Here is a 25,433-nt window from a genome sequence, read left to right as displayed (position 1 = left end):
CCGCCGAGCCTCAGGACATATCGAGCGGGGCGACGCCCTCGGGCCGCCCGTCGGAGCCGTGGGTGATCCGCTGGATCCGCGCCTCGGCCCGCTTCAGGAGCGCCTCGCAATGCTTCTTCAGCACCTCGCCGCGCTCGTAGATCGCCACCGACTCGTCCAGCGGGACGTCGCCCCGCTCCAGCCGGCGCACGATTTCCTCGAGCTGTTCCAGCGCCTTCTCGAAGGGCAGGTCGCCGGCGGCCGGGGCCGCCTCGGGTCTGCTCACGGTCATCCCAGATACTTCCTTTGGACAGGTTCTACGGCGCCAGCCCCCACCGCCACAACCCAGGCAACCGGGGGGCAAGGCGGCCGAAAGCCGTTTTGGCCCGGCGCGGCGACGTTTCCGCCACACTGTCCGCCACGCTCGCCCCCCGGTCGAGACCGCCGCCCCACCGTCGTCCAGGGGCCGCCGCCGGGTCTGTCTGCGCGGCCGGTCACGTGAGCGTGAGGCAGAACGGCACGCCCTCAAAGGCGTCCGCGCCGCGGCCGATCCGCTCGATCGCCGCCACCATGCGGCCGGCGCGGCCGAGCATGCGGTCGGCGATGGCCACGAACAGGGGGTTGGGCGTCGCGGACGGGGAGGCCGCCCGAAGGGCCTCGGCGATCGCGCCCTCGTCGCGCTCCGGTGCCAGCGCGCAGGCCGCGATATAGGCCGCCGCGGTCGAGCGGCTGATTCCGGCATAGCAATGGATGACCAGCGGCTGCGCCCGGGGCCAGGCCCGGACGAAGGCCAGGATGCCGGCGACATGGTCTTCAGCCGGCAAAACGTGGCCCTCCCGCGGGGCCGCGATATCGCTGACCCCGATCACCACGTGGTTGTCGGCCGCGATCAGAGCGGGTCGCTCCAGGGGCGTTCCGACATTGACGAGCGTGAGCACGTGGCTCGCGCCGGTGGCGGCGACGGTCTCGGGCAGGCGCGAGAGCGGGCAGACATGGAGGGTCGACATGATGGGCGCGCCTCTGCCGTGCGATCGTGACGGATCGAGGGCGGAGATCCGTCAGCCCGGGCGGAGCGTTTGGAACCGCGCGCGGAATCGGGCCTCGGCCTCGGCGGTGGGCCAGGGCTCAGCCAGGGCGACGACCGCCTCGGGCAACTCTTCCGGCCGGCCGAAATGAAGCGCGGCCTCGTCCGGGGCGAAACCGGCGAGCCGGACCGCCTCCAGATGGGCCGCGACCCGGTCGGCCCGCTTCACCAGCCGGGCGAGGGTGGGCGCCGGGGCCGGCAGGTCGAAGCGGCGGCGTATGGCGTCGAGCAGGCGCAGTTCAACGCCGCGATAGGCGTCGCCGATCGCGGCCTTCAGCGGGGAGATGATGTCGCCGACCACGTATTCCGGGGCGTCGTGCAGGAGCAGTTCCAGGCTGTCCGGATCGGTGCAGCCCGGGGCGAGGTGGCGGCCCACCGCCTCGACCAGCAGGCTGTGCTGGGCCACCGAGAACACGTGCGGGCCGCGGGTCTGGCCGTTCCAGCGGGCGACCCGGGCGAGCCCATGGGCGATGTCGGCGATCTCGATGTCCCGGGGCGCGGGATCGAGGAGGTCGAGCCGCCGCCCGGACAGCATCCGCTGCCAGGCCCGGGGCGGCGGGTCCTGCGCCGGGCTCACGGCGCCCGCCCGAGCCCGGCGCAGGGCCCGTGCCGATGGCAGCCGACGAGGTGGTCGTTGACCATGCCCACCGCCTGCATGAAGGCGTGCACGATCGTGGGGCCGCAGAAGGAGAAGCCCTCCGCCTTGAGGGCCTTGCCGAGGGCGCGCGACACCGGCGTCTCGGTGGCGATCTCGGCTCGGCTCCGGGCTGCGCCCTGGACCGGGCGGCCGTCGACGAAGTCCCAGAGGAAGCGGGAGAAGCCGGGGCCGCTCTCCTCGATCCGCAGCCAGGCCCGGGCCCCCGCGATCGTCCCGAGGATCTTGGCGCGGTTGCGGATGATGCGGGCATCCCCCATCAGACGGGCCACGTCGTCCTCCGTGAACCGGGCGATCCGTTCCGGGTCGAAGCCCGCGAAGGCGTCGCGGAAGCCGTCGCGGCGGCGCAGGATGGTGATCCAGGACAGGCCGGCCTGGAAGCCGTCGAGGATCAGCTTCTCGTAGAGCGCCCGTCCGTCGCGCTCGGGCACGCCCCATTCGGTGTCGTGATAGGCGACGTAGAGCGGGTCGAGGCCCGCCCACCAGCAGCGGGGGCAGCCATCGGGATGCGCGATCAGGCCGGTCTCGGACATCGGACCGGTGTAGCGAGAACAGGAGAGGAACGCCACCGCCGAACCGGGGCGGGTGCCGGCGTACGCGCATCGCGCCGGGTAGCGGACCCGGCGCGGTTCCCGCCTCTCAATAATGCGCCAGCATCGCCAACAGCAGCAGGGCGATGATGTTGGTGATCTTGATCGCCGGGTTCACGGCGGGGCCGGCCGTGTCCTTGTAGGGGTCGCCGACCGTGTCGCCGGTCACCGCGGCCTTGTGGGCGTCGGAGCCCTTGCCGCCGTGGTGGCCGTCCTCGATGTACTTCTTGGCGTTGTCCCAGGCGCCGCCGCCCGAGGTCATCGAGATCGCCACGTAGAGCCCGGTGAGGATGACGCCGAGCAGGCTCGCCCCCACCGTGGCGAAGGCCTGGCTCTTGCCCGCGATCAGCTGGATCACGAAGAACAGCACCACCGGCGACAGGACCGGCAGCAGCGAGGGCACGATCATCTCCTTGATCGCCGCCCGGGTCAGCATGTCGACCGCCCGGCCATAATCCGGCCGGTCGGTGCCCTGCATGATCCCGGGCTTCTCCCGGAACTGGCGCCGGACCTCCTCGACCACCGCGGCCGCCGCCCGGCCGACCGCCGTCATGGCGATGCCGGCGAACAGGAACGGGATCAGGCCGCCGAGCAGCAGCCCGACCACCACGTAGGGGTTGGACAGGGAGAAATCGACGCTGACGCCCTGGAAGAAGCGGTACTGCGTCGGGCTCGCATTGGCGATGAAGTAATTCAGGTCCGACGTGTAGGCGGCAAACAACACCAGGGCGCCGAGGCCGGCCGAACCGATCGCGTAGCCCTTGGTCACCGCCTTGGTGGTGTTGCCGACCGCGTCCAGGGCGTCCGTGGACTTGCGCACCTCGGCGGGCAGGCCGGCCATCTCGGCGATGCCGCCGGCATTGTCGGTGACCGGCCCGAAGGCATCGAGCGCCACGATGAAGCCCGCGAGCGCCAGCATCGCGGTGACCGCGATGGCGATGCCGAACAGGCCGGCGAGCGCGTGGGTCGCGATGATGCCGGCCACGATCACGAGGGCCGGGAGCGCCGTCGATTCGAGGGAGATCGCCAGGCCCTGGATGACGTTGGTGCCATGGCCGGTGACCGAGGCGTCGGCGATGGACTTCACCGGGCGGAAGTTGGTGCCGGTGTAGTACTCGGTGATCACCACGATCAGCGCCGTGATGGCGAGCCCGATCACCGCGCAGCCGAACAGCCCGCCCGACGTGAAGGTCACCCCGGTGGAGGTGGTGAAGGACGTCGAGAAGCCGCCGAGCAGGGTCAGGTTGACGATGGCGATCGCCACCACCGACAGCAGCCCCGCGGTGATCAGGCCCTTGTAGAGCGCCCCCATGATCGACTGATTGGCCCCGAGCCGCACCGCGTAGGTGCCGGCGATCGAGGTGAGGATGCAGGCCGAGCCGATCGCCAGCGGGTAGAGCATCATCGGCTCGAGCACCGCCCGGCCGCTGCCGGTGGGTCCGGAGAAGAAGATCGCGGCCAGCACCATGGTGGCCACGACGGTCACCGCGTAGGTCTCGAACAGGTCGGCCGCCATGCCGGCGCAATCGCCGACATTGTCGCCGACATTGTCGGCGATCGTGGCCGGGTTGCGGGGGTCGTCCTCCGGGATCCCGGCCTCGACCTTGCCGACGAGGTCGCCCCCGACATCGGCGCCCTTGGTGAAGATGCCGCCGCCGAGCCGGGCGAAGATCGAGATCAGCGAGGCGCCGAAGCCGAGCGCCACCAGGGCGTCGATCACCTCGCGGCTCGACGGGTCGAGCCCGGCACCGCGGGTGAGGAACAGGTAGTAGAGGGCCACCCCCAGGAGCGCGAGCCCGGCCACCAGCATGCCGGTCACCGCCCCGGACTTGAACGCCATGTCGAGCCCGGCGCCGAGCGAGGTCGCGGCGGCCTGGGCGGTGCGCACGTTGGCCCGCACCGAGACGTTCATGCCGATGAAGCCGGCCGCGCCGGACAGCACGGCGCCGATCAGGAAGCCCACCGCGACCTTGATCCCGAGGAACACCGCGAGCAGCACGAACAGGACCACACCGACCAGGCCGATGGTCGTGTATTGCCGGCGCAGGTACGCCTGCGCGCCCTCCGCGATGGCGGCGGCGATCTCCTGCATGCGCTGGGTACCGGCGTCGCGCCGCATCACGTCGAGGATCGTGACGATGCCGTAGGCGACGGCACAGAGCCCGCCCACGATGATGAGGATCAAGGGAATCATTCGACCATCCTTGTTCTTATCGTGCCTGGCGGGGGCTTGTGCGTGTCGAGCGTGACCGCTGAGAGCGGTCACGGGATGTGGCGCGCGGTTTTGGGGCTTTCCTTCCCAGAACAATGCCTTGATTGCCAAACTTCGCCGGTGAGCGCAAACGCTGTCTTGCACTTCGTTGCAGCGCGAAAACTGGAAGCCGCGCCGCGCGATAGGCAGGCGGTGACGATCGAGAATTATCCTGCCGGTTTTCGAGCCGATGGCCGTGATCGGATGCGGGCCCCGCGGGCGGCGGATGAGGGCAATGCTCGGGTGCGAGCGCGTCTCCCTCCCCCCTCTGCGGGGGAGGGTGGCCCCCGAAGGGGGTCGGGAGAGGGGCAGCGCGACGGTGCAGAATTGGGCCGTGCCCGTCATGCGGGTCGCGCAATTTCCTGAAGCCGCGCTCCCCTCTCCCGACCCCTGCTGAAGCAGGGGCCACCCTCCCCCGCAGAGGGGGGAGGGAGGGCGCGTGGGAAGTCAGGACCGCCCCTTCGAGAGACCGAACGATGGCCCCCGAGCCAGCTATGTGACTCCGCAGACCGGCACGCGAGAGGGCCCCCGTGCCTCCTCAAGCGGACAGGCGAGCCCGCTCAAACCTGTGTCGACCATAGCCCTGCGGGCCGGGGAAAGGCGCGCTTTTCTCCAAGTGCTGGTGCCACACCGGGACGTGTGAATCCGATAGCCTCAGCGGGGAAAGATGTCCGCAGATGCGGAAGGCACGCGCGCTGCACCGTGTCAATTTTTTTCCTTCTAAGATGAAGACTTATCCGTCGATCTTGAGATCGCGCGCGAAGCGTTCGGCACCGCCGCGCCCCCCCCCCCGAACCCCCGCCGCCGGCAGCGTTCAGGCTTCCTTTACGCGATCGCTACAATTCTGGGTGGACCCGGTCGCGACCCTCTTGGCGCGGCCGGGTCCGGTCCGGTCCGGACCCCGGTCACGCGTAGAGTTTGGTGAAGTCCACGATGGTGCGCACGACCCTTTCCCGGCCTGCGCGCGTCGCCCTGCGGCTGCTGGCCGTCTCGGGCGTGGCCCTAGCCACGGCCAATTGCGCCACCGCGCCCCAGCAGAAGCTCGCAGCCGGCAACGGGGTCGACCCGAAATACGGGGTCAAGGCGAGCCCGCGCCTCTACAACGAGGGCGACGTCATCCCGAAGGGCGGCGGCCGCCGCTACACCGGCAAGCCCTACGTGGTCGCCGGCCAGACCTACGTGCCCAAGGAGAACCCGCAGGGCTACGTGCGCGAGGGCCTCGCCTCCTGGTACGGCTCCGCCTTCCACGGGCGCATGACCGCCAACGGCGAGGTGTTCGACCGCCACTCGATCGCGGCCGCCCACCCGACCCTGCCGCTGCCCAGCTACGCCCGGGTGACCAACCTCGACAACGGCTCCTCGATGGTGGTGCGCGTCAACGACCGCGGCCCCTACCATGCGGGCCGGGTCATGGACGTGTCGGAGGAGGCCGCCGACGCGCTGGGCTTCCACCGCCAGGGCACCGCGCATGTCCGCGTCGAGTATGTCGGCAAGGCCTCGGTCGCCGGCAGCGACGACCGCAAGCTGCTGGCCAGCCTGCGCACCGACGGACGCCCGGCCGGCCGCTCGGCCGTGATGATGGCCGATCTCGGCCCCTCCGAGGAGCCGGAGCGCTACGAACGCTCCGCCCCCGCGCCCCTCGCCTTCAAGCCCGCCCCCGAGCCCGAGGAGCCCGCCGCGTCTCCGGCGCCGCGGCCCGCGCCGGTCCGGGCCCCGATCGTGCTCGCCGCGGCCGCCGTGACGGTCCCGGCGGCGGTGCAGCCCACGGCCCCGCGGGTGCGGGAGTTCCACCCGGCCCCGATCGCCGCCAGAGGCGCGAACCTGAAGGTCGCGGGGCTCAACCCGGCCGCCATCGAGGCCGCCCCGCAGGCGGCCGGGCATGGCGCCCCCCCGAAGGCCGCGGCACCGGGCCGCCTCGCCCTGGCCGAGGCCGGCCGGCGGCCGTCCGCGGTCTCCGGCCCGGCCCGGGCCCCGGTTCCGACGCGGCTCGCCCAGGCGGCACCGGCGGCGATGCCGGGTCCGGCCAAGCAGGCCATGGCACGCCTCGCCTCCGCGGCGGCGCCGGGCAGGGGTACGACCGTCAAGATCGCGATGGTGAAGGACGCGGCGGTCAAGGCCGGCGCGGCGCCGCGCGGGACGGCGGTGCATGGGGCCGCCCCGCAGGCCGCCCCGGCCGTCAAGGCGGCGGCGATCAAGGCCACGCCGGCCAACGCGGCACCGACCCGGACGGCGGCCGCCGGAACCCGGCCGTCCCGGATGGCCGGGATCTACTGACGCCCCGGCGGCGTCCGACCGCCCGGGGGAGGAGCCCGGGGGCGGATCCGGCCGCCGATGAGACATTTCGCATTCGATCCGGCGCCGAAACCGTAATATGGTTACGCTTGTTATTGGGATAGGGCCGGGGTCTCCTCCGGCCGGACGACAGGCGCGGGACGGAGCGGCGATGCGCAGGACCCTTCTCACCCTTCTCGCAGCCGCCTGCGCGCTCGGCGTGGGCCTCGCCGGCGCCGCCGCGCAGGGCTTCCAGACCGCGGCCCCGCACGCGATCCTGATCGACGCGGATTCCGGCTCGGTCCTGTTCGAGAAGGCCGCCGACGAGCGGTTCTCGCCGGCCAGCATGGCCAAGCTGATGACCACCGACATCGTGTTCGAGGCGCTGAAATCCGGCCGCCTGTCGATGGACACGGAGTTCACCGTCACCGAGGACGCGTGGAAGCGCGGCGGGGCCGGGGGCGGCGGCTCGTCGATGTTCGCGCAGGTCAACAGCCGCATCAGGATGTCGGACCTGCTGCGCGGCCTGATCGTGCAGTCGGGCAACGACGCGGCGATCACCATCGCCGAGAACATGGCCGGCTCCGAGGAGGCGTTCTCCGGGCTGATGAACCAGCGCGCCAAGGAGATCGGGCTGACCAACTCGACCTTCCGCAACGCCACCGGCTACGCGGCCCCCGACCAGAAGGTCACGGCTCGGGACATGGCCAAGCTCGCGCTGCACATCATCGACACCTACCCGGACTACTACAAGATCTTCTCCGAGAAGGAGTTCACCTGGAACAAGATCCGCCAGCAGAACCGCAACCCGCTGCTGACCCTCGACATCGGCGCGGACGGGCTCAAGACCGGCTATCTGGAGGAATCCGGCTACGCGCTCACGGGCTCGGCGGTGCAGAACGGCCAGCGGCTGGTGCTGGTGGTGTCGGGCCTCAAGACCGCCCGGGACCGCGCCTCCGAGGCGCGCAAGCTGATGGAATGGGGTTTCCGCGCGTTCGAGACGCGGCAGATCTTCGGGGCCGGCGAGACGGTGGCCGAGGCCTCCGTGTATGGCGGCCAGGCGGGCTCCGTGCCGCTGGTGGCGAAGAAGCCGGTGCGGGTGCTGCTGCCCCGCGGCTCCAGCGACCGGGTCAGCGCCAAGGCGATCTATACCGGGCCGCTCGTCGCCCCCGTGGCGGAGGGCCAGCCGGTCGGCGCCCTGCGCATCCAGCGCGGGGACACGGTCGCCCTCGACCAGCCGCTCTACGCCGGGGCGGCGGTGGAGCCCGGCACGCTGCCGCAGCGGGCCATGGACGCCGCGCTGGAATTCGGCACCGGCCTCGTGCGCAAGGCCCTCGACCGGGCCGGCAAGGGCGGCGACAGGGGCGGCGGCGACAAGAGCGGCGACAAGGCCGGGGCCGGGGCCGCCAACCCGTCGTGACCGCGCAGCCGTGATCGTGCCACGCTTCGGGGATCCCGCGGAGGCGCGGGGCGCCTTCGTCACCTTCGAGGGCGGGGAGGGGGCCGGCAAGTCGACCCAGATCGCCCGCCTCGCCGAGACCCTGCGGGCGCGGTCCGGACGGGGCGTCTGCGTGACCCGCGAGCCGGGGGGCTCGCCCCGGGCGGAGGAGATCCGCGCCGCCCTGCTCGGCGGCGTTGCCAAGCCCTACGGCCCCTTCGCCGAGGCCCTTTTATTCTGCGCCGCCCGGATCGACCACCTCGACCGGCTGATCCGCCCCGCGCTCCAGCGGGGCGAGACGGTGCTGTGCGACCGGTTCATCGACTCGACCCGGGCCTATCAGGGCGCGGCCGGGGGCCTCGATCCGGGCGTCCTCACCGCCCTGGAGCGGGTCGTGGTCGGCCCGACCCGGCCGGACCTGACCCTGATCCTCGACCTGCCCCCCGAGGTCGGGCTCGCCCGGGCGGCGGTGCGCGGCGGCGGGCAGGGGGCCGACCGGTTCGAGGCCGAGGCCCTCGACTTCCACGTCCGGCTGCGGGCGGCCTTTCTGGCCATCGCCCGGGCGGAGCCCGAGCGCTGCGCGGTGATCGACGCGGCCCGCGACCCCGACGCGGTGGAGGCCGCGATCCGCGCCGCCGTCGCGACCCGGCTGCCGGACCTGCTCCCGGGGGAGGGCAGCCGCGGCGATGCGGCGTGAGGGCGCCGCCGAGGTCAAGGCTCCCGGGGATCGCGCGATCCCTGGAGGCCTCCTTCGCGGCGGCTTCGCCACACCTCAGGAGGAGGGGGATTGCCGGGCGGGATGTTGCACCGCCCCCCGCCCCCTCAGGCGGCCTTCTTCCCCCGCTCGGCGATCTTGACCAGGCTGCGCAGCACCTCGGTGGCGGTCTTGAGCCGGGCCGGGACCGTGTTGAGTTCGCGCACGAACACCACGCTCATGTCGGGCCGCACCTTCGCGAAGGAGGCCTGCTCGGCGACGTAGGCCACCAGCCCCTGCGGGTTGGCGTAGGACCGGTCGCGGAAATGGACCACCACGCCCTTCGGGCCGGCCTCGACCTTCTCGACATTGGCCTTGCGGCACAGGATCTTGATCGTGCCGATCTTGAGGAGCTGCTCCACCTCCGGCGGCAGCGGCCCGAACCGGTCGATCAGCTCGGCCCCGAAGCTCTCCATCTCGGCGTCGTCCTGGAGGGTGGCGAGCCGCCGGTACAGGGCGAGGCGCACGCCCAGATCCTCGACGTAATCCTCCGGGATGGTGACCGGCGCGCCGAGCGCGATGGTCGGCGACCACGCCTCCTCGGGTAGGTCCTCGATGCCGGCCTTGAGCGCGGTGACCGCATCCTCCAGCATCTGCTGGTAGAGCTCGTAGCCAACCTCCTTGATGTGGCCCGACTGGGCGTCGCCCAAGAGGTTGCCGGCGCCGCGGATGTCGAGGTCGTGGGAGGCCAGCTGGAAGCCCGCCCCCAGGGTGTCGAGGCTCTGCAGCACCTTGAGCCGCTGCTCGGCCTGGGCGGTGAGCTGGCGGTTGGCCGGGGTCGTGAACAGGGCGTAGGCCCGGGCCTTGGAGCGCCCGACCCGGCCGCGCAGCTGGTAGAGCTGGGCCAGCCCGAACATGTCGGCCCGGTGGACGATCAGCGTGTTGGCGGTGGGGATGTCGAGGCCCGATTCCACGATCGTGGTCGAGAGCAGCACGTCGAACTTGCCCTCGTAGAAGGCCGTCATCACGTCCTCCAGCTGCCCGGCCGCCATCTGGCCGTGCGCCACCGCGACCTTGATCTCCGGCATCTCGGCGTCGAGGAATTTCTTGACCTCGGCCAGGTCCTCGATCCGGGGCACCACGTAGAAGGCCTGGCCGCCGCGGTAGCGCTCGCGCAGCAGCGCCTCCCGGATGGTCAGCGGGTCGAACGGCGTCACGAAGGTGCGCACCACCAGCCGGTCCACCGGGGGCGTGGCGATGATCGAGAGCTCGCGCACGCCGGTCATGGCGAGCTGGAGCGTGCGCGGGATCGGGGTCGCCGAGAGGGTCAGCACGTGGACGTCGGCCTGGAGCGCCTTCAGCCGCTCCTTGTGGGCCACGCCGAAATGCTGCTCCTCGTCCACGATGATCAGGCCGAGATCCTTGAAGGCGATGTTCTTGGCGAGCAGCGCGTGGGTGCCGACCACGATGTCGAGGGTCCCGTCGGCCAGACCCGCGCGGGCCTGCTTCATCTCCCCGGCGCTGGCGAAGCGCGAGAGCTGGGCGACCTGAACCGGCAGCCCCTTGAACCGCTCGGCGAAGGTCCGGAAATGCTGGCGGGCAAGCAGGGTGGTGGGCACGATCACCGCCACCTGCTTGCCGGAGATCGCCGCCGCGAAGGCCGCGCGGAGCGCCACCTCGGTCTTGCCGAAGCCGACATCGCCGCAGACCAGCCGGTCCATGGGACGGCCGGCATTGAGGTCGTCCAGCACCGCGTCGATGGCGTTGGCCTGGTCCTCGGTCTCCTCGAACGGGAAGCGGGCGGCGAATTCTTCGTACAGGCCCTCGGGCGCCTTGAGGGACGGGGCCTTCCGGACGAAGCGCTGGGCCGCGACCTTGATCAATTCGCCCGCCATCTGGAGGATGCGGCGCTTCATCTTGGCCTTGCGGGCCTGCCACGATCCGCCGCCGAGCCGGTCGAGGGCGACCTCGGAATCCTCCGAGCCGTAGCGGGTCAGGAGCTCGATGTTCTCCACCGGCAGGAGCAGCAGGCCGCCGGTATAGGCGAGTTCCAGGCAATCGTGCGGGGCGCCGGCGGCGTGGATCGTCTTCAGGCCGGAGAACCGGCCGATGCCGTGGTCGGCGTGGACGACGAGGTCGCCGGGCTGGAGCGCCTGGACCTCCAGGATCACGTCCTGGGGCCGCTTGGCCTTGCGCTTCTGGCGCACCAGCCGGTCGCCGAGGATGTCGCCCTCGGACACCACCGCGAGGTCGCCCGCGACGAAGCCCGCCTCCAGGCCCCAGACCGCCACGGCCGAATCCGTGCCGCGCTTCAGCGCGTAGACGTCGGTCAGCCGGGTGATCGCCACGGGCTTCCTGAGGCCGTGGTCGGTGAGCACGCCGCAGAGCCGGTCGCGGGAGCCGTCGGACCAGGCTCCCAGGATCACGTGATGACCGGATCCCTGGAGGTCGCGGATATGGGCCACCGCCGCGTCGAACACGCTGGCGTTCTCGTCGGCCCGCTCCGGCGCAAAAGTCCGTCCGGCCCTGGCGCCGCAATCGATCACGGCGCGCTCAGGCGATTCGGGCTGCGCGAAGGGCGTCAGCCGCGCCACGGTGGCGGTGCCGATCCGCTCCTTCAGCTCGTTCGGCGTCAGGTAGAGGGCCCGGGGCGGCAGCGGCTTGTAGGGGGCGACGCCCGATTGCGGCGTCTTCATCGCGCCCTCGCGGGCCTGGTAATAGTCCTGGACCAGGCTGATCCGCTCGGCGGCGGCGTCCTCCACCTGCGGGTCGAACACCAGCGGCACGCCGGGCAGATAGTCGAACAGCGTGTCGAGGTGGTCGTAGAACAGCGGCATCCAGTGCTCGAGGCCGGCGTAGCGCCGCCCCTCGCTCACGGTCTCGTAGAGCCGGTCGTCCCGGGTCGCGGCGCCGAAACTCTGGATGTAGCCCTGGCGGAAGCGCCGGATCGTCTCGGTGGTGAGCTGGACCTCGCTCATCGGCATCAGGTCGAGCGAGCGGAGCTGGCCGGTGGTGCGCTGCGTCTCCGGGTCGAAGGCGCGGATCGATTCCAGCGTGTCGCCGAAGAAGTCGAGGCGGATCGGCGCCGGCAGGCCGGGCGGCGACAGGTCGAGGATGCCGCCGCGGACCGCGTACTCGCCGGTGTCCCGCACCGTCCCCGTGCGCAGGAAGCCGTTGGCCTCCACCCAGGCGACCACGTCGTCCATGGCGATGACGTTGCCGATCGCCGCCGAGAGCGCCTCCCGGGCGATGTGGGCCCGGGGCGGCACCCGCTGCACCAGCGCGTTGACCGTGGTGCAGAGGATGCGCGGGCGGTCCTCGGCGGAGCGGGTCCGGGCCAGGCGGGCCAGAGCGGTCATCCGGGCGGCGGCCGTGGCCGTGGTCGGCGAGACCCGGTCGTAGGGCTGGCAGTCCCAGGCCGGCAGGTTCATCACGTCCATCTCGGGCGCGACGAAGCCGAGCGCCGCCTGGAACGACGCCGAGCGCCCGGAATCCCGGGCGACGTGGACCAGCACCGCGGGGGCGTCGACGGTCGGCGCCAAGGCCCGGGCGAGGTCGGCCAGCGCCAGGGCATCGAACCCTTCGGGGGCGCTCGCCAGGACCGGGCTGTCGCCGCGCTTCAGGGCGTCGATCGCCTGGGCGAGCGCCGAGGATTTCGGGAGGGCGAAGCGCGCGACCTGCGGCTTGGCGGCGGGGGCAGGGGGCTTCGGGGACGATTTCGGCTGGGGCTTGGCCATCGGGTCTTTCGCGGGGAGTCCCGCCGGGCACAGGGAGGGCTGACGCGGGCCGGCGTTAGCCCATTGAGCCGTCGTGATAAAGCATCCCGCCGGCGGCGTTGGGGTGGCTGACGGTGCCCTATATGGCGGCGACGCTCCAGCATGGAACGCGTGTTTGGCTGCAATTCGGGACAGCGTGCGCTCCTGCTGGAGGCGCGGCACTTCGACCTGTTGGATATGGCCGAGGTTTTCGCCGACGACGCGCGGCTCGATCTGTTGGACGATCGACGCGAGTACGGCGGGGAACGCCGCGTGACCGTCGGCCGGGCGCTGGGAAGCCGTCTCGCTCAAGCTCGACAGCGACGTGCTACAAAACTTCCGAAAAGCCGGCCGCGGCTATCAGGCCCGGATCAACGCCGTGCTGCGGCACCACATGCGGGCGGCCGGGAAGGGGCGCTGAGCCCTACGCGTCGGGCCCGACGATCTCGGCCAGCGCCGCTTCGACCCGGCCGCGGAAGAAATCCGCGTTGGGCATGTGCGCGGTCATCGCGGCGGCCCGGTCCGTCGCCTGCCGCAGGATCGCGCCGCGCAGCGCCGGATCCGAGCGCTCCATCATCTCCAGCATGATGCGCACCACGAGTTCGGTGGCGATCGACCGGGCGGGGTGGTCGTAATTGGGCTTCGGTTCGTCCATGGCGGCCTCGCGTCAGGAATGGATCGGCGCGTCGTGCCGGTGGAACGCCCGCACGCGCTGCCAGACCGACGTGTCGTAGTTTGAAGGCGTCTCGGCCTCGCCGGTGAGCCACTTGAACAGGTCGCGGTCCGGCACCTCGATCAGCGCCTCGAACTGGTCGAGTTCCGTCTCCGTCAGGGTGCCGATCTCGGCATCGGCGAAGCGGCCCATGATCAGGTCCATCTCGCGGATGCCCCGGTGCCAGGACCGGAAGAGCAGGCGGCGGCGGCGCGGATCGAGATCGGCGCTGGTGCGGGTGGTGCCGGACATTGTTTGGGGCTTTTGCGTCGGAGGGGCGGGCAGAACCAAGATAGGCGGCCGGGGGCGCCGGATCCAGGATCCGGGCCCGGATCGGGCCACAACCGCAGGGCGAACAGCAAAAAGAAATTGCCTCCGGCGGCCGCTCCGTTATCTGCGGCTGCAACGCCCCCGAACGGGGCGGCGAGCGGGAGTACGACGATGCCGAAGGCAATCCGGGTCTACGCGTATGGCGGCCCCGAGGTGATGCAGTTCGAGGACGTGCCCCTGGCCGAGCCGGGCCCCGGGCAGATCCGCGTCAAGCAGGCGGCCATCGGCGTCAACTTCATCGACATCTACTTCCGCACCGGCGCCTACAAGTCCCCGCACCTGCCCTACACCCCCGGCAAGGAGGGCGCCGGCACCGTCACGGCCGTGGGCGAGGGCGTCACGCAGTTCAAGCCGGGCGACCGGGTCGCCTACGGCTCGGTGGCGGACGGCTGCTACGCGCAGGAGCCGGTGATCCCGGCCTCGGCGGCCGTGCCGATCCCGGAGGGCGTCGACGCGACGACCGCCGCCGCGATGATGCTGAAGGGCCTCACCGTGGAGTACCTGCTGCACCGGACCTACGCGGTGAAGCCCGGCGACACGATCCTGTGGCAGGCGGCGGCCGGCGGCGTCGGCCTGATCGCCTGCCAATGGGCCAAGCACCTCGGCGCCACGGTGATCGGCACCGCCGGCAGCCCCGAGAAGGCGGAACTCGCCAAGCGGAACGGCTGCGACCACGTCATCCTCTACCGCGAGGAGGACGTGGCCAAGCGGGTGCGCGAGATCACCGGCGGCAAGGGCGTCCCGGTGGTCTATGACGGCGTCGGGCAGGCGACCCTGATGGGCTCGCTGGACAGCCTCGCGCCGCTCGGCCTGCTGGCGAGCTTCGGCTCGGCCTCCGGGGCGATCACCGGGCTCGACCTGGGGCTGCTGGCGCCGCGCGGCTCGCTCTACGTGACGCGCCCGACGCTGGCGACCTTCTCGTCGAACCGCGCGACCCTGGAGGAGGCGGCCGCCCGCCTGTTCAAGGTGGTCGGCGACGGTGCGGTGAAGATCGCCGTCAATGCCACCTACCCGCTCTCCGAGGCGCAGCAGGTGCACCGCGACCTCGCGGGCCGGGAGACCACCGGCTCGATCGTGATGCTGCCGTAGGGCTCAAGCCGTGACGCCCGGCGGCGCCGACCTGCTCCTCGTGATCGACGTGCAGGTCGATTTCCTGCCGGGCGGGGCGCTGCCCGTCCCGGAGGGCGACGCGGTGGTGGGCCCGGTCAACGCGCTCCAGCAACAGTTCCGGCACGTCGCCCTGACGCAGGACTGGCACCCGGCCGACCACGTCTCCTTCGCCGACAATCATCCGGGACGGGCAAGCTTCGAGAGCGTGGCTTTGCCCTACGGTCCGCAGGTGCTGTGGCCCCGGCACTGCGTCCAGGGCAGCAAGGGGGCGGGTTTCGCGCCGGGCCTCGACACCGACCGGGCCGGGCTGGTGATCCGCAAGGGGCTGGATCCCCGGGTCGACAGCTATTCGGCCTTCCTGGAGGCCGACCGGACCACCCGCACCGGCCTCGCCGGGGCGCTCCGGGAGCGCGGGATCACCCGCCTCGTCCTGTGCGGGCTGGCCACCGACTTCTGCGTCGCCTGGAGCGCGCTCGACGCCCGCGACGCGGGCTTCGACGTCTGGGTGGTGGACGATGCCGTCCGCGGGATCGACGTCGACGGATCCCTCGCGCAGGCCTGGGCGCGGATGCGGGCGGCGGGGGTGCACCGGATCGCGGCGGCGGAGATCGGCTGAGCGCCCGCACGGCCCCGGAGGCGAACCGCCGCACGGCCCCCGGGCGACCGCATCGGCCCCGACGCGTTGGCCTCGCTCCGGAACGCGACAGGAGCCAGCATGTCAGGCAAGCACCCCAAGACCGAGACGCCCACCGACGCCGACCTCAAGGGCAATCCCGGCATCGGCACCTCGAAGGGCATGAGCGGCGCCGACCCCGCCGATCTGCAGGCGGATTCGACCTTCGAGGGCGACGTGGACAACGAGACCAAGCTCGACGGCGGCATCGATCCGAACCACCGGCCGCGCAAGAACGCCTGAGCCAAGAACGCCCGAGCCAAGAACGCCCGAACGATGCAAACCTCACGTTGTCCCGGGCGTCGAGCAGGCGCCCGGGCCTGCGGTTCGTTCAGCGGGCCGGCATGCGGGCCGGCACCTTCTGCCCATGCGGAGCGGCGGCAGGGGCGGGGGCGGCGATGGAGTTGGTGAAGAGCCGGTCCTCGTCGCTCTCAGTCGGCACATAGAGGCGGCCGGGGCTCGCGGTGTTGCCCATCAGCAGCGCCGTGTTGGAGGCGCTGAAGGCGGAATTGCCGTCCGCGAGGGCGGCGCCGGCCGACAGGGCCAGCGTCAGGGCAGCGGTCGCGACCAGCGCAGTGGGCTTCGTCATGGACAGGGTCCTTCTCTCTCGGCGGCGCCCGTCCGTACGGTGCTGCACGCCGTGCCGCCAATCTGGTGTTGCCCTGCCGAACCGAAAGTGCGGCATCGCACAATGGGCGTTGCGTCGCAGCATAGGACCCGTAACCTAAAATTGATCGCCTCTCTATAGCTCTAACCCGAGTTGCATCGGCCCCTCGATCTCCCCCTGCGCGAAGCCCGACAGCGAGACGCCGACCAGCCGCGCGCTGCGCCGGAGGGGAAACAGGCCGGCGAGCAGGTCGAGGCCGATCCGTTCCAGGCTCGCCCGGTCGGCGACCGGCGCGGCGAGCGACTTCGCCCGGGTGACCTGGGCGAAATCCGAGAATTTGAGCTTCAGGGTCACGGTCCGGGCGCGCATGCCCTTGGCGTCGGCCCCGGCCCAGACCTTGTCGAACAGCGGGGCGAGGCGGGCGGCCAGGACCGCGAAGGCGGCGGTGTCCTCCGAGAACGTGGTCTCCGCCCCGATCGACTTGCGCACCCGGTGGGCCCGAACCGGCCTGTGATCGATGCCGCGGGCGACCGCGTGATAGTAGGCGGCCGACGAGCCGAAGATCTCGCGCAGGCGCTCCGGCGTCCAGGCGCGCAGATCCGCCCCGGTGTGGATCCCGAGGCGCTTCATCTTGGCCTCGGTGACCGGGCCGACCCCGTGGAACCGGCCGATCGGCAGATCCGCCACGAAGTCCGGTCCCATGGCGGGGGTGATCACGAACAGGGCGTTCGGCTTGCGGTGGTCGGAGGCGACCTTGGCCAGGAACTTGTTGTACGAGACCCCGGCCGAGGCGACGAGCCCGGTGCGCTCCAGGATCTCGGCCCGGATCGCCTTCGCCACCGCGGTGGCGGTCGGCAGCCCCAAGAAATTCTCGGTGACGTCGAGATAGGCCTCGTCCAGCGCCACCGGCTCGATGAGCGCCGTGTGCCGGGCGAAGACGTCGCGGATCTCCTCCGAGACCGCCCGGTAGACCTCGAAGCGCGGCTTCACGAACAGCAGGTCCGGGCAGAGCCGCCGGGCGGTGGCCGACGGCATGGCCGAGCGCACGCCGAACGTCCGCGCCTCGTAGCTCGCCGCCGCCACGACGCCGCGCTCCCGCGAGCCGCCCACCGCCAGCGGCTTCCCGCGCAGGGCGGGGTCGTCGCGCTGCTCCACGGAGGCGTAGAACGCGTCCATGTCGATGTGGATGATCTTTCGGAGCGCGACCTCCGGATCCATCGCCGCCTCGGGTGCCGGGCTTGAGTTCCTGTTATGTTCCAAACACACAGGACTGGAGGCCCGGGTCAACCGGCCCGGTCCCGTAGCGCACAGGGGATCGCGTGAAGTCCGAAGAAATCAGGCCACGCTGCCGTAGAGATCGTAGGCCTCGGCCCGGTCGACCTTCACGGTGACGATGTCGCCGACCCGGACCGGGCGCCGGAAGGCGGCGTGGACGGTGCCGTCGATCTCCGGCGCGTCGGCCTTCGACCGGCCCCGGGCGACGCCGCCCTCGACGGCATCGACGATCATGGCCAGCCGCTTGCCGACCTTGGCCCGCTGCAGCCGGAGCGCGATCCCGTTCTGCGTCTCCATGAACCGGCGCTTGCGCTCGGCCTTCACCGCCGGCGGGACCAGGTCGCCCAGCGCGTTGGCGGTGGCGCCCGCCACCGGCTCGTATTCGAAGCAGCCGACGCGATCGAGCTTGGCCTCCTGGAGCCAGGCCAGCAACTCCTCGAACTCGGCCTCGGTCTCGCCGGGGAAGCCGACGATGAAGGTCGAGCGGATCGCCAGATCCGGGCAGACCTGCCGCCAGCTGCGGATCCGGTCGAGCTGGCGCTCCTGGTTGCCGGGCCGGCGCATGCGCTTGAGCACCGAGGGGCTCGCGTGCTGGAGCGGCATGTCGAGGTAGGGGAGCACCTTGCCCTCGGCCATCAGCGGGATGACCTCGTCCACGTGCGGATACGGGTAGACGTAGTGCAGCCGCACCCAGGCCCCGAGTTCGCCGAGCTCCTTGGTGAGATCGTAGAACTTCGCCCGCACGCTCCGGTCGCGCCAGGGGCTCTCGGCGTAGCGGATATCGACCCCGTAGGCGCTGGTGTCCTGCGAGACCACCAGCAGCTCCTTCACGCCGGCGGTGACGAGTTTCTCCGCCTCGCGCAGCACGTCTGCGGCGGGGCGGCTGACGAGGTTCCCGCGCAACGATGGGATGATGCAGAAGCTGCAGCGGTTGCTGCAGCCCTCCGAGATCTTCAGGTAGGCGTAGTGGCGCGGGGTGAGCTTGATCCCCTGCGGCGGCACGAGGTCGAGGAACGGGTCGTGGGCCGGGGGCACCGCCTCGTGGACGGCGGCCACCACCGACTCGTAGGCCTGCGGCCCGGTCACCGCCAGGAGGTCGGGGTATTTCTCGCGGATCTCCTCCGGCTGGGCGCCCATGCAGCCGGTGACGATCACCCGGCCGTTCTCCGCCATGGCCTCGCCGATGGCCGCGAGCGATTCCGCCTTGGCCGAATCCAGGAAGCCGCAGGTGTTGACGATCACCACGTCGGCCCCGTCGTGGCGGCGGGCCAATTCGTAGCCCTCCGCGCGCAGGTGCGTGAGGATCCGCTCGGAATCGACCAGCGCCTTCGGGCAGCCGAGCGACACGAACGAGATCTTTGGGGCGGCTCCGGGAGCGGAGCCTTGGGGGGCGGGCGTGGCGGTCATGGGCACAGTCTGACGGATCGGACGGTCCCGCGCGGGCAACCGCGGCGCGGTCGACCGGAGCGCGAGGACGGGAATTCGGGGTCGCGCCCCTATACCCGCTCCCGCGCCTTCGCGCGAGGCCGGCTGCCGCAGGGGAGACCGGCCCCGGGCGCGAATCCGCTGGCAAACGCCGAATTCTTTTGAACGGCAAGGTCTTGCGCGAGATTCTTCAGATGCCACATCAAGTCCTGCCGGAGCCGTCCCGCGCCCCGGACACCGATCCCGCCCGTGGGCCGCGGCCGCCCCTGCGTGCAACTGCCGCTTCCCCCACGGCATCGCCTGTGCGACGGCAGCGTGACGCGACGCGCCGTCCCGGTCTCCAAGGACATCAGCCCCGAACCCGGCCATGTGGACCCGAGAGATCCCCTTCATCGACCCGGTGGCGGCAGCGGCCCGGCTGCGGTCCCTGCCCGGGCTCGCCTTCCTCGACAGCGCCATGCGGCACGAGTCCCTGGGACGCCAGTCGATCGTGGCCGCCGACCCGTTCGCCCGCTTCCGCTACCGCGACGGGCGCGCGACCCTCAACGGGCGCCCGGTGCCGGGCGGTCCCTTCGCGGCCCTGCGCGCCTGCCTCGCGCCCTACCGGATCGCGCCCGACCCCGAAAACCCCTTCCCGGGCGGGGCGATCGGCTATCTCGCCTACGATCTCGGCGCGGCCCTGGAGCGCGTCGCCGCCCCGGCCCGGCGGGCCGGGCTCACCGACGACATCGCCCTGAACCTCTACGACACGGCCCTGGTGATCGACCACGCCGCCGGCACCGGCCGGCTCGTCGCCACCGGCTTTCCCGAGCGCGACCCGGAGGCCCGGCAGGCCCGGGCGGCGGCGCGGCTCGCCGGCTTCGCCGACCGGCTCGGCAGCGCCGAGCCCGCGGATGCGGCACCGGACCGGCCGGGCACACCGCTCGCGTGGCGCTCGAACTTCGACCGGCAAGGCTATAAGCTGGCTGTCGAAAAGGTCCGTGATTACATCCGCGCCGGCGACATCTACCAGGCCAACATCGCCCAGCGCTTCACCGCCGATCTGCCGGCCGGGTTCGATCCGTTCGGCCTCTATCGGCGGCTGCGCGCCACCAACCCGGCGACCTTCGGGGCCTATCTCGAGCTGGAGGGGCTGCGCGTCGCCTCCTCCTCCCCCGAGCGCTTCATCCGCCTCGACGGCCGGCAGGTGGAGACGCGCCCGATCAAGGGCACCGCCCGCCGCCTCGACGATCCGGAGGCCGACCGGGCGGCGGCCGCCGCGCTCCAGGCCTCCGTCAAGGAGCGGGCCGAGAACGTCATGATCGTCGACCTGCTGCGCAACGACCTGTCCCGGGTCTGCGCGCCGGGCAGCGTCGCCGTGCCCACGCTCTGCGGGCTGGAGACCTACGCCAACGTCCACCATCTGGTGTCGGTGGTGACCGGGCAACTCCGCAACGGGCTCGACGCCCTCGACCTCCTGGAGGGCACCTTCCCCGGGGGCTCGATCACCGGCGCCCCGAAGATCCGGGCCATGGACATCATCACGGAGATCGAGGGCGACGCGAGGGAGCTCTATTGCGGCGCCATCGGCCGGATCGGCTTCGACGGGGCGCTGGACACATCCATCGCGATCCGGACCGTGTTCATGGACGACAGGCAGGCGGTGCTGCAGGCCGGCGGCGGCGTGACCCTGCTGTCGGAGCCCGGGCCGGAATACGACGAGACCCTGGCCAAGGCCGCCCGGGTGTTCGAGGCCTTCGCATGATCCTCGTCCTCGACAATTACGATTCCTTCGTCTTCAACGTGGTCCGCTACCTGGAGGAACTCGGCGAGGAGGTCCGGGTCGTGCGCAACGACGCGCTGGACGTCCCCGGCATCCGGGCGCTCGCCCCCGAGGCCCTGGTGGTCTCGCCCGGCCCCTGCACCCCGGCGGAGGCCGGAATCTCCCTGCCGGCGATCCGGGAGCTGTCGGGTGCGGTGCCGATCCTCGGGGTCTGCCTCGGCCACCAGGCCATCGGCGCGGCCTTCGGCGGCCGGGTCGCGCGCGCCCGCCGCCCCCTGCACGGGCAGGCGACCCCGATCGACCACCGGGGCGAGCGGCTGTTCTCCGGCCTGCCGGCGCCGATGCCGGTCGGGCGCTACCACTCGCTGGTGGTGACGCCGGAGCCCGGCATGGAGAAGCACCTCACCGTCGACGCGGTCTCGCCGGAGGGGGAGGTGATGGCGCTCTCGCACCGGACCCACCCGACCTACGGCATCCAGTTCCACCCGGAATCGGTCCTGACCGAGGGCGGCCACGCCCTGTTCGCCAATTTCCTGGGCCTAGCCCGCGCCTGGCGCGCGCAGCCGGAGGGACGCCGCGATGCTGTGGCGTGACGGGGCGATCGTCCCGGGGACGCACGCGCCCCTCGACCACACCGACCGCGGCCTGACGCTCGGCGACGGCCTGTTCGACACGGCGCTGGCGCTCGGCGGCCGCGTCGCCTTCGAGGACGCCCATGTCGACCGGCTCGTCGCCTCCGCGGCGACGCTCGGGATCCCGGCCGAGCCGGAGCGGATCCGCGCCGCCATGCGGTCGCTCGCCGGGCAGGGCAGGGGGGAGACGGACAGGCTGGCGATCCGCACCACCCTCACCCGCGGCTCCGGCCCGCGGGGCCTGAAGCCCCCGGAGGATCCGCACCCGACCCTGTTCGCCACCGCGGCGCCGAGCGCCCGGAGCGCGGCCTTCGCGCCCCTGCGCCTGTGGCCCACGGCCATCGCCCGCAACGACACGGCGCCCACCGCCCGGCTGAAGACGCTGGGCTACCTCGACGCGGTGCTGGCCGCCCGGGAGGCCGCCGCCGCGGGCTTCGACGAGGCTCTGTTCCGCAACACACGGGGCCGCGTCGCCTGCGCGGGCACCGGCAACCTGTTCGCGCTGTTCGGGCAGACCCTGGCGACGCCGCCGCTGACCGACGGGGTGCTGGCCGGGATCGTGCGGGCGGAGGTTCTGGGGCTCGCCGCCGGCTGCGGCCTGCGCGCGGAGGAACGGTCCCTGAGCCTGCCCGACCTCCTCGGCGCCGAGGCCGTGTTCCTGACCAACTCCCTGCGGCTGCTGGCGCCCGTGACGGCCATCGGCGACAGGGCGTTTCCCGGCGCCGGCCACCCGGCCTCGGCCCGGCTCATGACGGCGCTGCGCGCCCGGGTGGCCCGGGCCTGCGGCGTACCGGAGGACGGGGTTGCATGACCGATCAGGCGATCGAGACGGGGCGGCGGCGTCTGCGCTACGGGCTCGCGGCCGTCTACCTGTTCATCGGCGTCGTCCACCTCGTGGCCACCGACGCGATGCTGCCGCTGATGCCCGACTGGGTGCCGGCGCCGCGCCTCGTCCTCCAGGCCACCGGCCTGTGCGAGATCGCCGGCGCGGTCGGCCTCCTCACCGGGCGGTTCCGCCGGGCGGCGGCGATCGGCCTCGCCCTCTACGCGGTCTGCGTCTACCCGGCGAACCTCAAGCACGCCTTCGACCATGTCCACGTCGACGGCATCCCGGATTCCTGGTGGTACCACGGCCCGCGGCTCGCCTTTCAGCCGGTCTTCGTCTGGGCGGCGCTCTGGGCCGGCGGCCTGATCGACTGGCCGTTCCGCCGATCCCGCAGACCGGCCGGGATCGCCCGAAAACCGTGATCCCGGGATCCCAGGATCCTGGCAGGCCCTGATCCCGGGATCCCGGGCCGGGGACAGGACCCGGTGCCGCCGGGCGAAAAATTCCTCCGGCGGGGGACGAGATCGGCCGGATACGCTTGGCCGGACCGGCGTTGCCCGTCCGGTGGCCGCCGATCCGAGGGTGGCGCCGCAACGGAGACAGACCGCCATGGCCAAGCAGAAGACGCTGCACGACGCCTTCTACGAGACCCTGAAGGACGTCTACTACGCCGAGAAGCAGTCGGTGAAAGCCCTCAAGAAATCCGCCAAGGCGGCGGAGCACGGGGAGTTGGCCCAGGCCTTCGAGACCCATGCCGAGGAGAGCGCCCAGCAGGTGGAGCGCCTGACGCAGGTGTTCGAGATCATCGGCAAGCCCGCCCGCGCCAAGACCTGCGAGGCGATGCAGGGCATCGTCTCCGAGATGGAGGAGGATCTCGAGGATTTCGAGGGCAGCCCCGCCGCCGACGCGGTGCTGGCCGCCTGCGCCCAGGCGGTGGAGCATTACGAGATCGCCCGCTACGGCACCCTGAAGACCTGGGCGTCCCAGCTCGGCTACGCGGACGCCGCCAAGCTCCTGGACGAGACCCTGCAGGAGGAGAAGAAGACCGACGCGCTGCTGTCCAAGATCGCTACGTCGATCAACACCGCCGGCACGCCCGGCGACGATGCCGAGCCGCCGGCCGAGCCGCCGAAGGCCAAGGGCAAGAAGGCCGCCTAGGCCAAGGACAAGAAGGCCGCCTAGGCCAAGGACGAGAAGGCCGCCTGAACGCCCCCGGGAGAAGGCGCCGCTCCCGCGCATCATCCCGAGCGGTGCGTTCCGGCTTTCGAAAAGAGATGACGCCAAACCAAGGGCCTAGCGCCGCGTCCTGGTTCCGATATCCAGGACGCGGCGCTAGGCGCCGCCGGCCCCGCCCGTCCTGCGCCGCCGGGACGCGCCGCGGACGAGAGGACCGGTTAACGACAGCCTCGATCTTCCGACGGGGACGAATAACGCGATCGATCCGCCGAATACCCAAAATATTTAAATCGATACTCGAATATATCTCCTACCTGTCGGATGATGCCAACTGCATTCGTCCGAGATTGGAATCCGTTCTGCAGATTCGATCATGCTTATTCATTGAGCAGAGAGAGTCAGCGTGCTAGGGCGACGCCAACCGCGACAGCGGCCAGACCGGCGCAGGCAGCATTGACCGCGCGCACGGTGACCGACACCGCTGGATTGGCTTCCGATGAGACTCCTCGACGACATCAAGATTCTTACGAAGATCGTCGCGCCCCTGGCGATCACGACCCTGATCAGCGCGATCACCGTCTTCTACGCGCTCAGCACGATGTCCTCGATCCAGGCACGCAGCAGCTACGTCGGGGATTATCTGGCCGGTCGCCTGACGGGGCTCCAGAACACCCGGATCCATCTGGGCGACGCCGCCCTCATGAACCGCAACATGATCATCGGAAAACCGGAGGCCGACCTCGTCGCGTTCAAGAGCCGCTACGACGAGGCCGCCAAGGCGACGCTCGACGACCTCGACCGTCTCATCGCCGCATCGAAGACCGATGCGGAGAAGGCGAAGATCGAGACCATTCGTGCGGCCGCCGCTTCGGTGTTCGAGATCGTCGCGCGCAGCAACCTCGCGGCCCTCAAGGGCGACCGGGACGGGGCCATCCAGATCTCGGTGAAGGACGCGCAGGCGATGCGTCAGGCGTTCCACACGGCGATGCAGGGCCACATGCAGGAGGTGGAACGGCAGATCGACGACGGCAAGCGCGCCACCCAGGCCGAGGTCGAGCGCGCGGGCACCATCCTGATCGTCACCGCCGTGGTCGGGCTGCTGGCCGCGCTCGGCGTCGCCTGCGGGATCGCGGTGCTCGGGGTCACGCGCCCCCTCGACAGCCTGGTGGCCGCCCTGCAGCGCATGGCGGGCGGCGAGAGCGGCACCGCCCTCGCGGTGGCGGCCCGCCGGGACGAGATCGGCGCGGTCGGCCGCGCGGTCGAGGGCATCAAGGCCATGGTCGCCCGCAGCGCCGCCGAAGAGGCGGAGCGCAGGCACGCGGACGAGGCCGCCGCCGCCGCGCAGCGCAAGCGCTCCATGATGGACCTCGCCGACGCCTTCGAGCGGGCGGTGGCCGGCATCGTCGGGCTGGTCTCGTCCGCGGCCGCCACGCTGCAGGAGACCGCCCGTCGGATGTCGGCGACCGCCCAGGAGACCGCCGAACAATCCACGGCCGTGGCCGTGGCCGCCGAGCAGGCCGCCGCCAACGTCAACACGGTGGCGGCGGCCACCGAGGAGCTCGGCAGCTCGATCCAGGAGATCAGCCGGCAGGTGACCGGCTCGACCGACCTCGCCCAGAAGGCCGTCGGCGAGGCCGATCAGACCGCGGCGCTGGTGGGCGCGCTGAGCGAGGCGGCCACCCGGGTCGGCGACGTGGTGCAGCTGATCTCCGGCATCGCGGCCCAGACCAACCTGCTGGCGCTCAACGCCACGATCGAGGCGGCGCGCGCCGGCGAGGCGGGGCGGGGCTTTGCCGTGGTGGCGGCCGAGGTGAAGGAGCTGGCCGGCCAGACCGCCCGGGCCACCGACGAGATCGGCGGGCAGATCGCCGCGATCCAGGCGGCCACGGGTCAGGCCGCGGAGGCGATGCAGCAGATCGCCCGCACGATCGCCAGCGTGAGCGAGATCAGCGGCGCGATCGCCTCGACGGTGGTGGAGCAGACGGCGGCCACGAGCGAGATCTCGCGCAATGCCGGCCAGGCGGCGAAGGGGACGCAGGACGTGTCGGCCAACGTCGCCCGGGTCCTGACGGCGTCGGGCGAGACCGGCAGCGCCGCCACGCAGGTCCTGAACGCGGCGGCCGAGCTGGCCAAGCAGTCGCTGGCCGTCAAGCAGGAGGTCGACGGCTTCCTCCGCGACATCCAGGCC

General features: G+C 71.7%; 23 protein-coding genes and 1 pseudogene. 13 read left to right on the top strand and 11 right to left on the bottom strand.

The genetic code is table 11. The features are described 5' to 3' along the window. Positions 1-10: 10 nt before the first annotated feature. The 5 genes from MKK69_RS20780 to MKK69_RS20760 all read right to left on the bottom strand — a co-directional run bounded on the left by MKK69_RS20780 (position 11) and on the right by MKK69_RS20760 (position 4,502). Positions 11-271, bottom strand: a complete 261-nt coding sequence (locus tag MKK69_RS20780; protein WP_243971012.1) for an exodeoxyribonuclease VII small subunit — start codon at positions 269-271, stop codon at positions 11-13. A 202-nt stretch (positions 272-473) separates the two neighbouring features. Further along, positions 474-986, bottom strand: coding sequence for a tyrosine phosphatase family protein (locus tag MKK69_RS20775; protein ID WP_243971010.1), 513 nt, complete (start codon positions 984-986; stop codon positions 474-476). Positions 987-1,037: 51 nt separating this feature from the next. Next, the gene (locus tag MKK69_RS20770) at positions 1,038-1,598 is read right to left on the bottom strand and encodes an HD family hydrolase (protein WP_243971045.1); all 561 of its coding nucleotides are present in this window, start codon (positions 1,596-1,598) and stop codon (positions 1,038-1,040) included. Positions 1,599-1,636: 38 nt separating this feature from the next. Further along, a complete protein-coding gene (locus MKK69_RS20765) occupies positions 1,637-2,251 on the bottom strand; it encodes a DNA-3-methyladenine glycosylase I (protein ID WP_243971043.1) in 615 nt (204 codons plus the stop codon). Between the two features lie 106 nt (positions 2,252-2,357). Next, positions 2,358-4,502 carry a sodium-translocating pyrophosphatase gene (locus MKK69_RS20760; RefSeq protein WP_243971008.1) on the bottom strand — a complete coding sequence of 715 codons (2,145 nt, stop codon included), beginning with the start codon at positions 4,500-4,502 and terminating at the stop codon, positions 2,358-2,360. A 990-nt stretch (positions 4,503-5,492) separates the two neighbouring features. On the opposite strand from MKK69_RS20760, the gene MKK69_RS20755 reads away from it, so the two are divergent. The 3 genes from MKK69_RS20755 to tmk all read left to right on the top strand — a co-directional run bounded on the left by MKK69_RS20755 (position 5,493) and on the right by tmk (position 8,965). After that, the gene (locus MKK69_RS20755) at positions 5,493-6,833 is read left to right on the top strand and encodes a septal ring lytic transglycosylase RlpA family protein (protein ID WP_243971006.1); all 1,341 of its coding nucleotides are present in this window, start codon (positions 5,493-5,495) and stop codon (positions 6,831-6,833) included. Positions 6,834-7,002: 169 nt separating this feature from the next. After that, entirely contained in the window at positions 7,003-8,250 is a 1,248-nt protein-coding gene (locus tag MKK69_RS20750; protein ID WP_243971004.1) for a D-alanyl-D-alanine carboxypeptidase family protein, read from the top strand. A gap of 10 nt (positions 8,251-8,260) precedes the next feature. Beyond that, positions 8,261-8,965, top strand: coding sequence for a dTMP kinase (gene tmk / locus MKK69_RS20745; RefSeq protein ID WP_243971003.1), 705 nt, complete (start codon positions 8,261-8,263; stop codon positions 8,963-8,965). Between the two features lie 125 nt (positions 8,966-9,090). Here the strand turns inward: tmk and mfd are convergent, their stop codons facing one another. Continuing rightward, positions 9,091-12,699 carry a transcription-repair coupling factor gene (gene mfd, locus MKK69_RS20740; RefSeq protein ID WP_243971001.1) on the bottom strand — a complete coding sequence of 1,203 codons (3,609 nt, stop codon included), beginning with the start codon at positions 12,697-12,699 and terminating at the stop codon, positions 9,091-9,093. A gap of 325 nt (positions 12,700-13,024) precedes the next feature. On the opposite strand from mfd, the pseudogene MKK69_RS31385 reads away from it, so the two are divergent. Continuing rightward, a pseudogene (locus MKK69_RS31385) lies at positions 13,025-13,138 on the top strand (BrnA antitoxin family protein); the annotation flags it as partial. Positions 13,139-13,141: 3 nt separating this feature from the next. On the opposite strand, the gene MKK69_RS20735 reads toward MKK69_RS31385, so the two are convergent. Both MKK69_RS20735 and MKK69_RS20730 read right to left on the bottom strand, forming a co-directional pair. Further along, on the bottom strand, positions 13,142-13,372 hold the full coding sequence (locus MKK69_RS20735; RefSeq protein WP_243970999.1) for a hypothetical protein: 231 nt from the start codon (positions 13,370-13,372) through the stop codon (positions 13,142-13,144). A 12-nt stretch (positions 13,373-13,384) separates the two neighbouring features. Continuing rightward, a complete protein-coding gene (locus MKK69_RS20730) occupies positions 13,385-13,681 on the bottom strand; it encodes a succinate dehydrogenase assembly factor 2 (protein ID WP_243970997.1) in 297 nt (98 codons plus the stop codon). A gap of 189 nt (positions 13,682-13,870) precedes the next feature. Between MKK69_RS20730 and MKK69_RS20725 the strand changes: the two genes are divergently transcribed. The 3 genes from MKK69_RS20725 (at position 13,871) to MKK69_RS20715 (ending at position 15,785) form a co-directional block, all read left to right on the top strand. Further along, positions 13,871-14,848: a quinone oxidoreductase family protein gene (locus MKK69_RS20725; protein ID WP_243970995.1), complete on the top strand. Its 978-nt coding sequence runs from the start codon at positions 13,871-13,873 to the stop codon at positions 14,846-14,848. A 10-nt stretch (positions 14,849-14,858) separates the two neighbouring features. Beyond that, the gene (gene pncA, locus MKK69_RS20720; RefSeq protein ID WP_243970993.1) at positions 14,859-15,485 is read left to right on the top strand and encodes a bifunctional nicotinamidase/pyrazinamidase; all 627 of its coding nucleotides are present in this window, start codon (positions 14,859-14,861) and stop codon (positions 15,483-15,485) included. Between the two features lie 99 nt (positions 15,486-15,584). Further along, positions 15,585-15,785, top strand: coding sequence for a hypothetical protein (locus MKK69_RS20715; protein WP_243970991.1), 201 nt, complete (start codon positions 15,585-15,587; stop codon positions 15,783-15,785). An 88-nt stretch (positions 15,786-15,873) separates the two neighbouring features. On the opposite strand, the gene MKK69_RS20710 is transcribed toward MKK69_RS20715, so the two are convergent. The 3 genes from MKK69_RS20710 to rimO form a co-directional block, all read right to left on the bottom strand. Next, entirely contained in the window at positions 15,874-16,131 is a 258-nt protein-coding gene (locus tag MKK69_RS20710; RefSeq protein ID WP_243970990.1) for a hypothetical protein, read from the bottom strand. A 153-nt stretch (positions 16,132-16,284) separates the two neighbouring features. Then, on the bottom strand, positions 16,285-17,367 hold the full coding sequence (dinB, locus tag MKK69_RS20705; protein WP_243970988.1) for a DNA polymerase IV: 1,083 nt from the start codon (positions 17,365-17,367) through the stop codon (positions 16,285-16,287). Between the two features lie 117 nt (positions 17,368-17,484). After that, a complete protein-coding gene (rimO, locus tag MKK69_RS20700; RefSeq protein WP_243970986.1) occupies positions 17,485-18,831 on the bottom strand; it encodes a 30S ribosomal protein S12 methylthiotransferase RimO in 1,347 nt (448 codons plus the stop codon). Between the two features lie 385 nt (positions 18,832-19,216). Between rimO and pabB the strand changes: the two genes are divergently transcribed. The 6 genes from pabB to MKK69_RS20670 form a co-directional block, all read left to right on the top strand. Continuing rightward, the gene (pabB, locus tag MKK69_RS20695; protein WP_243970984.1) at positions 19,217-20,593 is read left to right on the top strand and encodes an aminodeoxychorismate synthase component I; all 1,377 of its coding nucleotides are present in this window, start codon (positions 19,217-19,219) and stop codon (positions 20,591-20,593) included. Beyond that, on the top strand, positions 20,590-21,204 hold the full coding sequence (locus tag MKK69_RS20690) for an anthranilate synthase component II (RefSeq protein WP_243970983.1): 615 nt from the start codon (positions 20,590-20,592) through the stop codon (positions 21,202-21,204). Before pabB ends, MKK69_RS20690 begins: the two co-directional genes overlap by 4 nt. After that, the gene (locus tag MKK69_RS20685) at positions 21,191-22,054 is read left to right on the top strand and encodes an aminotransferase class IV (RefSeq protein ID WP_243970981.1); all 864 of its coding nucleotides are present in this window, start codon (positions 21,191-21,193) and stop codon (positions 22,052-22,054) included. The genes MKK69_RS20690 and MKK69_RS20685 overlap by 14 nt, the downstream gene beginning before the upstream one ends. After that, positions 22,051-22,491: a DoxX family protein gene (locus MKK69_RS20680; protein ID WP_243970979.1), complete on the top strand. Its 441-nt coding sequence runs from the start codon at positions 22,051-22,053 to the stop codon at positions 22,489-22,491. The genes MKK69_RS20685 and MKK69_RS20680 overlap by 4 nt, the downstream gene beginning before the upstream one ends. A 187-nt stretch (positions 22,492-22,678) precedes the next feature. Further along, complete coding sequence (locus MKK69_RS20675; protein WP_243970977.1) at positions 22,679-23,227, top strand: ferritin-like domain-containing protein; 549 nt, start codon at positions 22,679-22,681, stop codon at positions 23,225-23,227. 514 nt (positions 23,228-23,741) lie between these two features. Continuing rightward, positions 23,742-25,433: methyl-accepting chemotaxis protein (locus tag MKK69_RS20670; RefSeq protein ID WP_243970975.1), on the top strand; the 1,692-nt coding region annotated here is incomplete at its 3' end.

It is taken from the genome of Methylobacterium sp. J-026 (assembly GCF_022829585.1).
GTDB lineage: Bacteria > Pseudomonadota > Alphaproteobacteria > Rhizobiales > Beijerinckiaceae > Methylobacterium.
The sequence above is the reverse complement of the archived record's forward strand: the minus strand, read 5'-3'. Positions and strand labels throughout refer to the sequence as shown.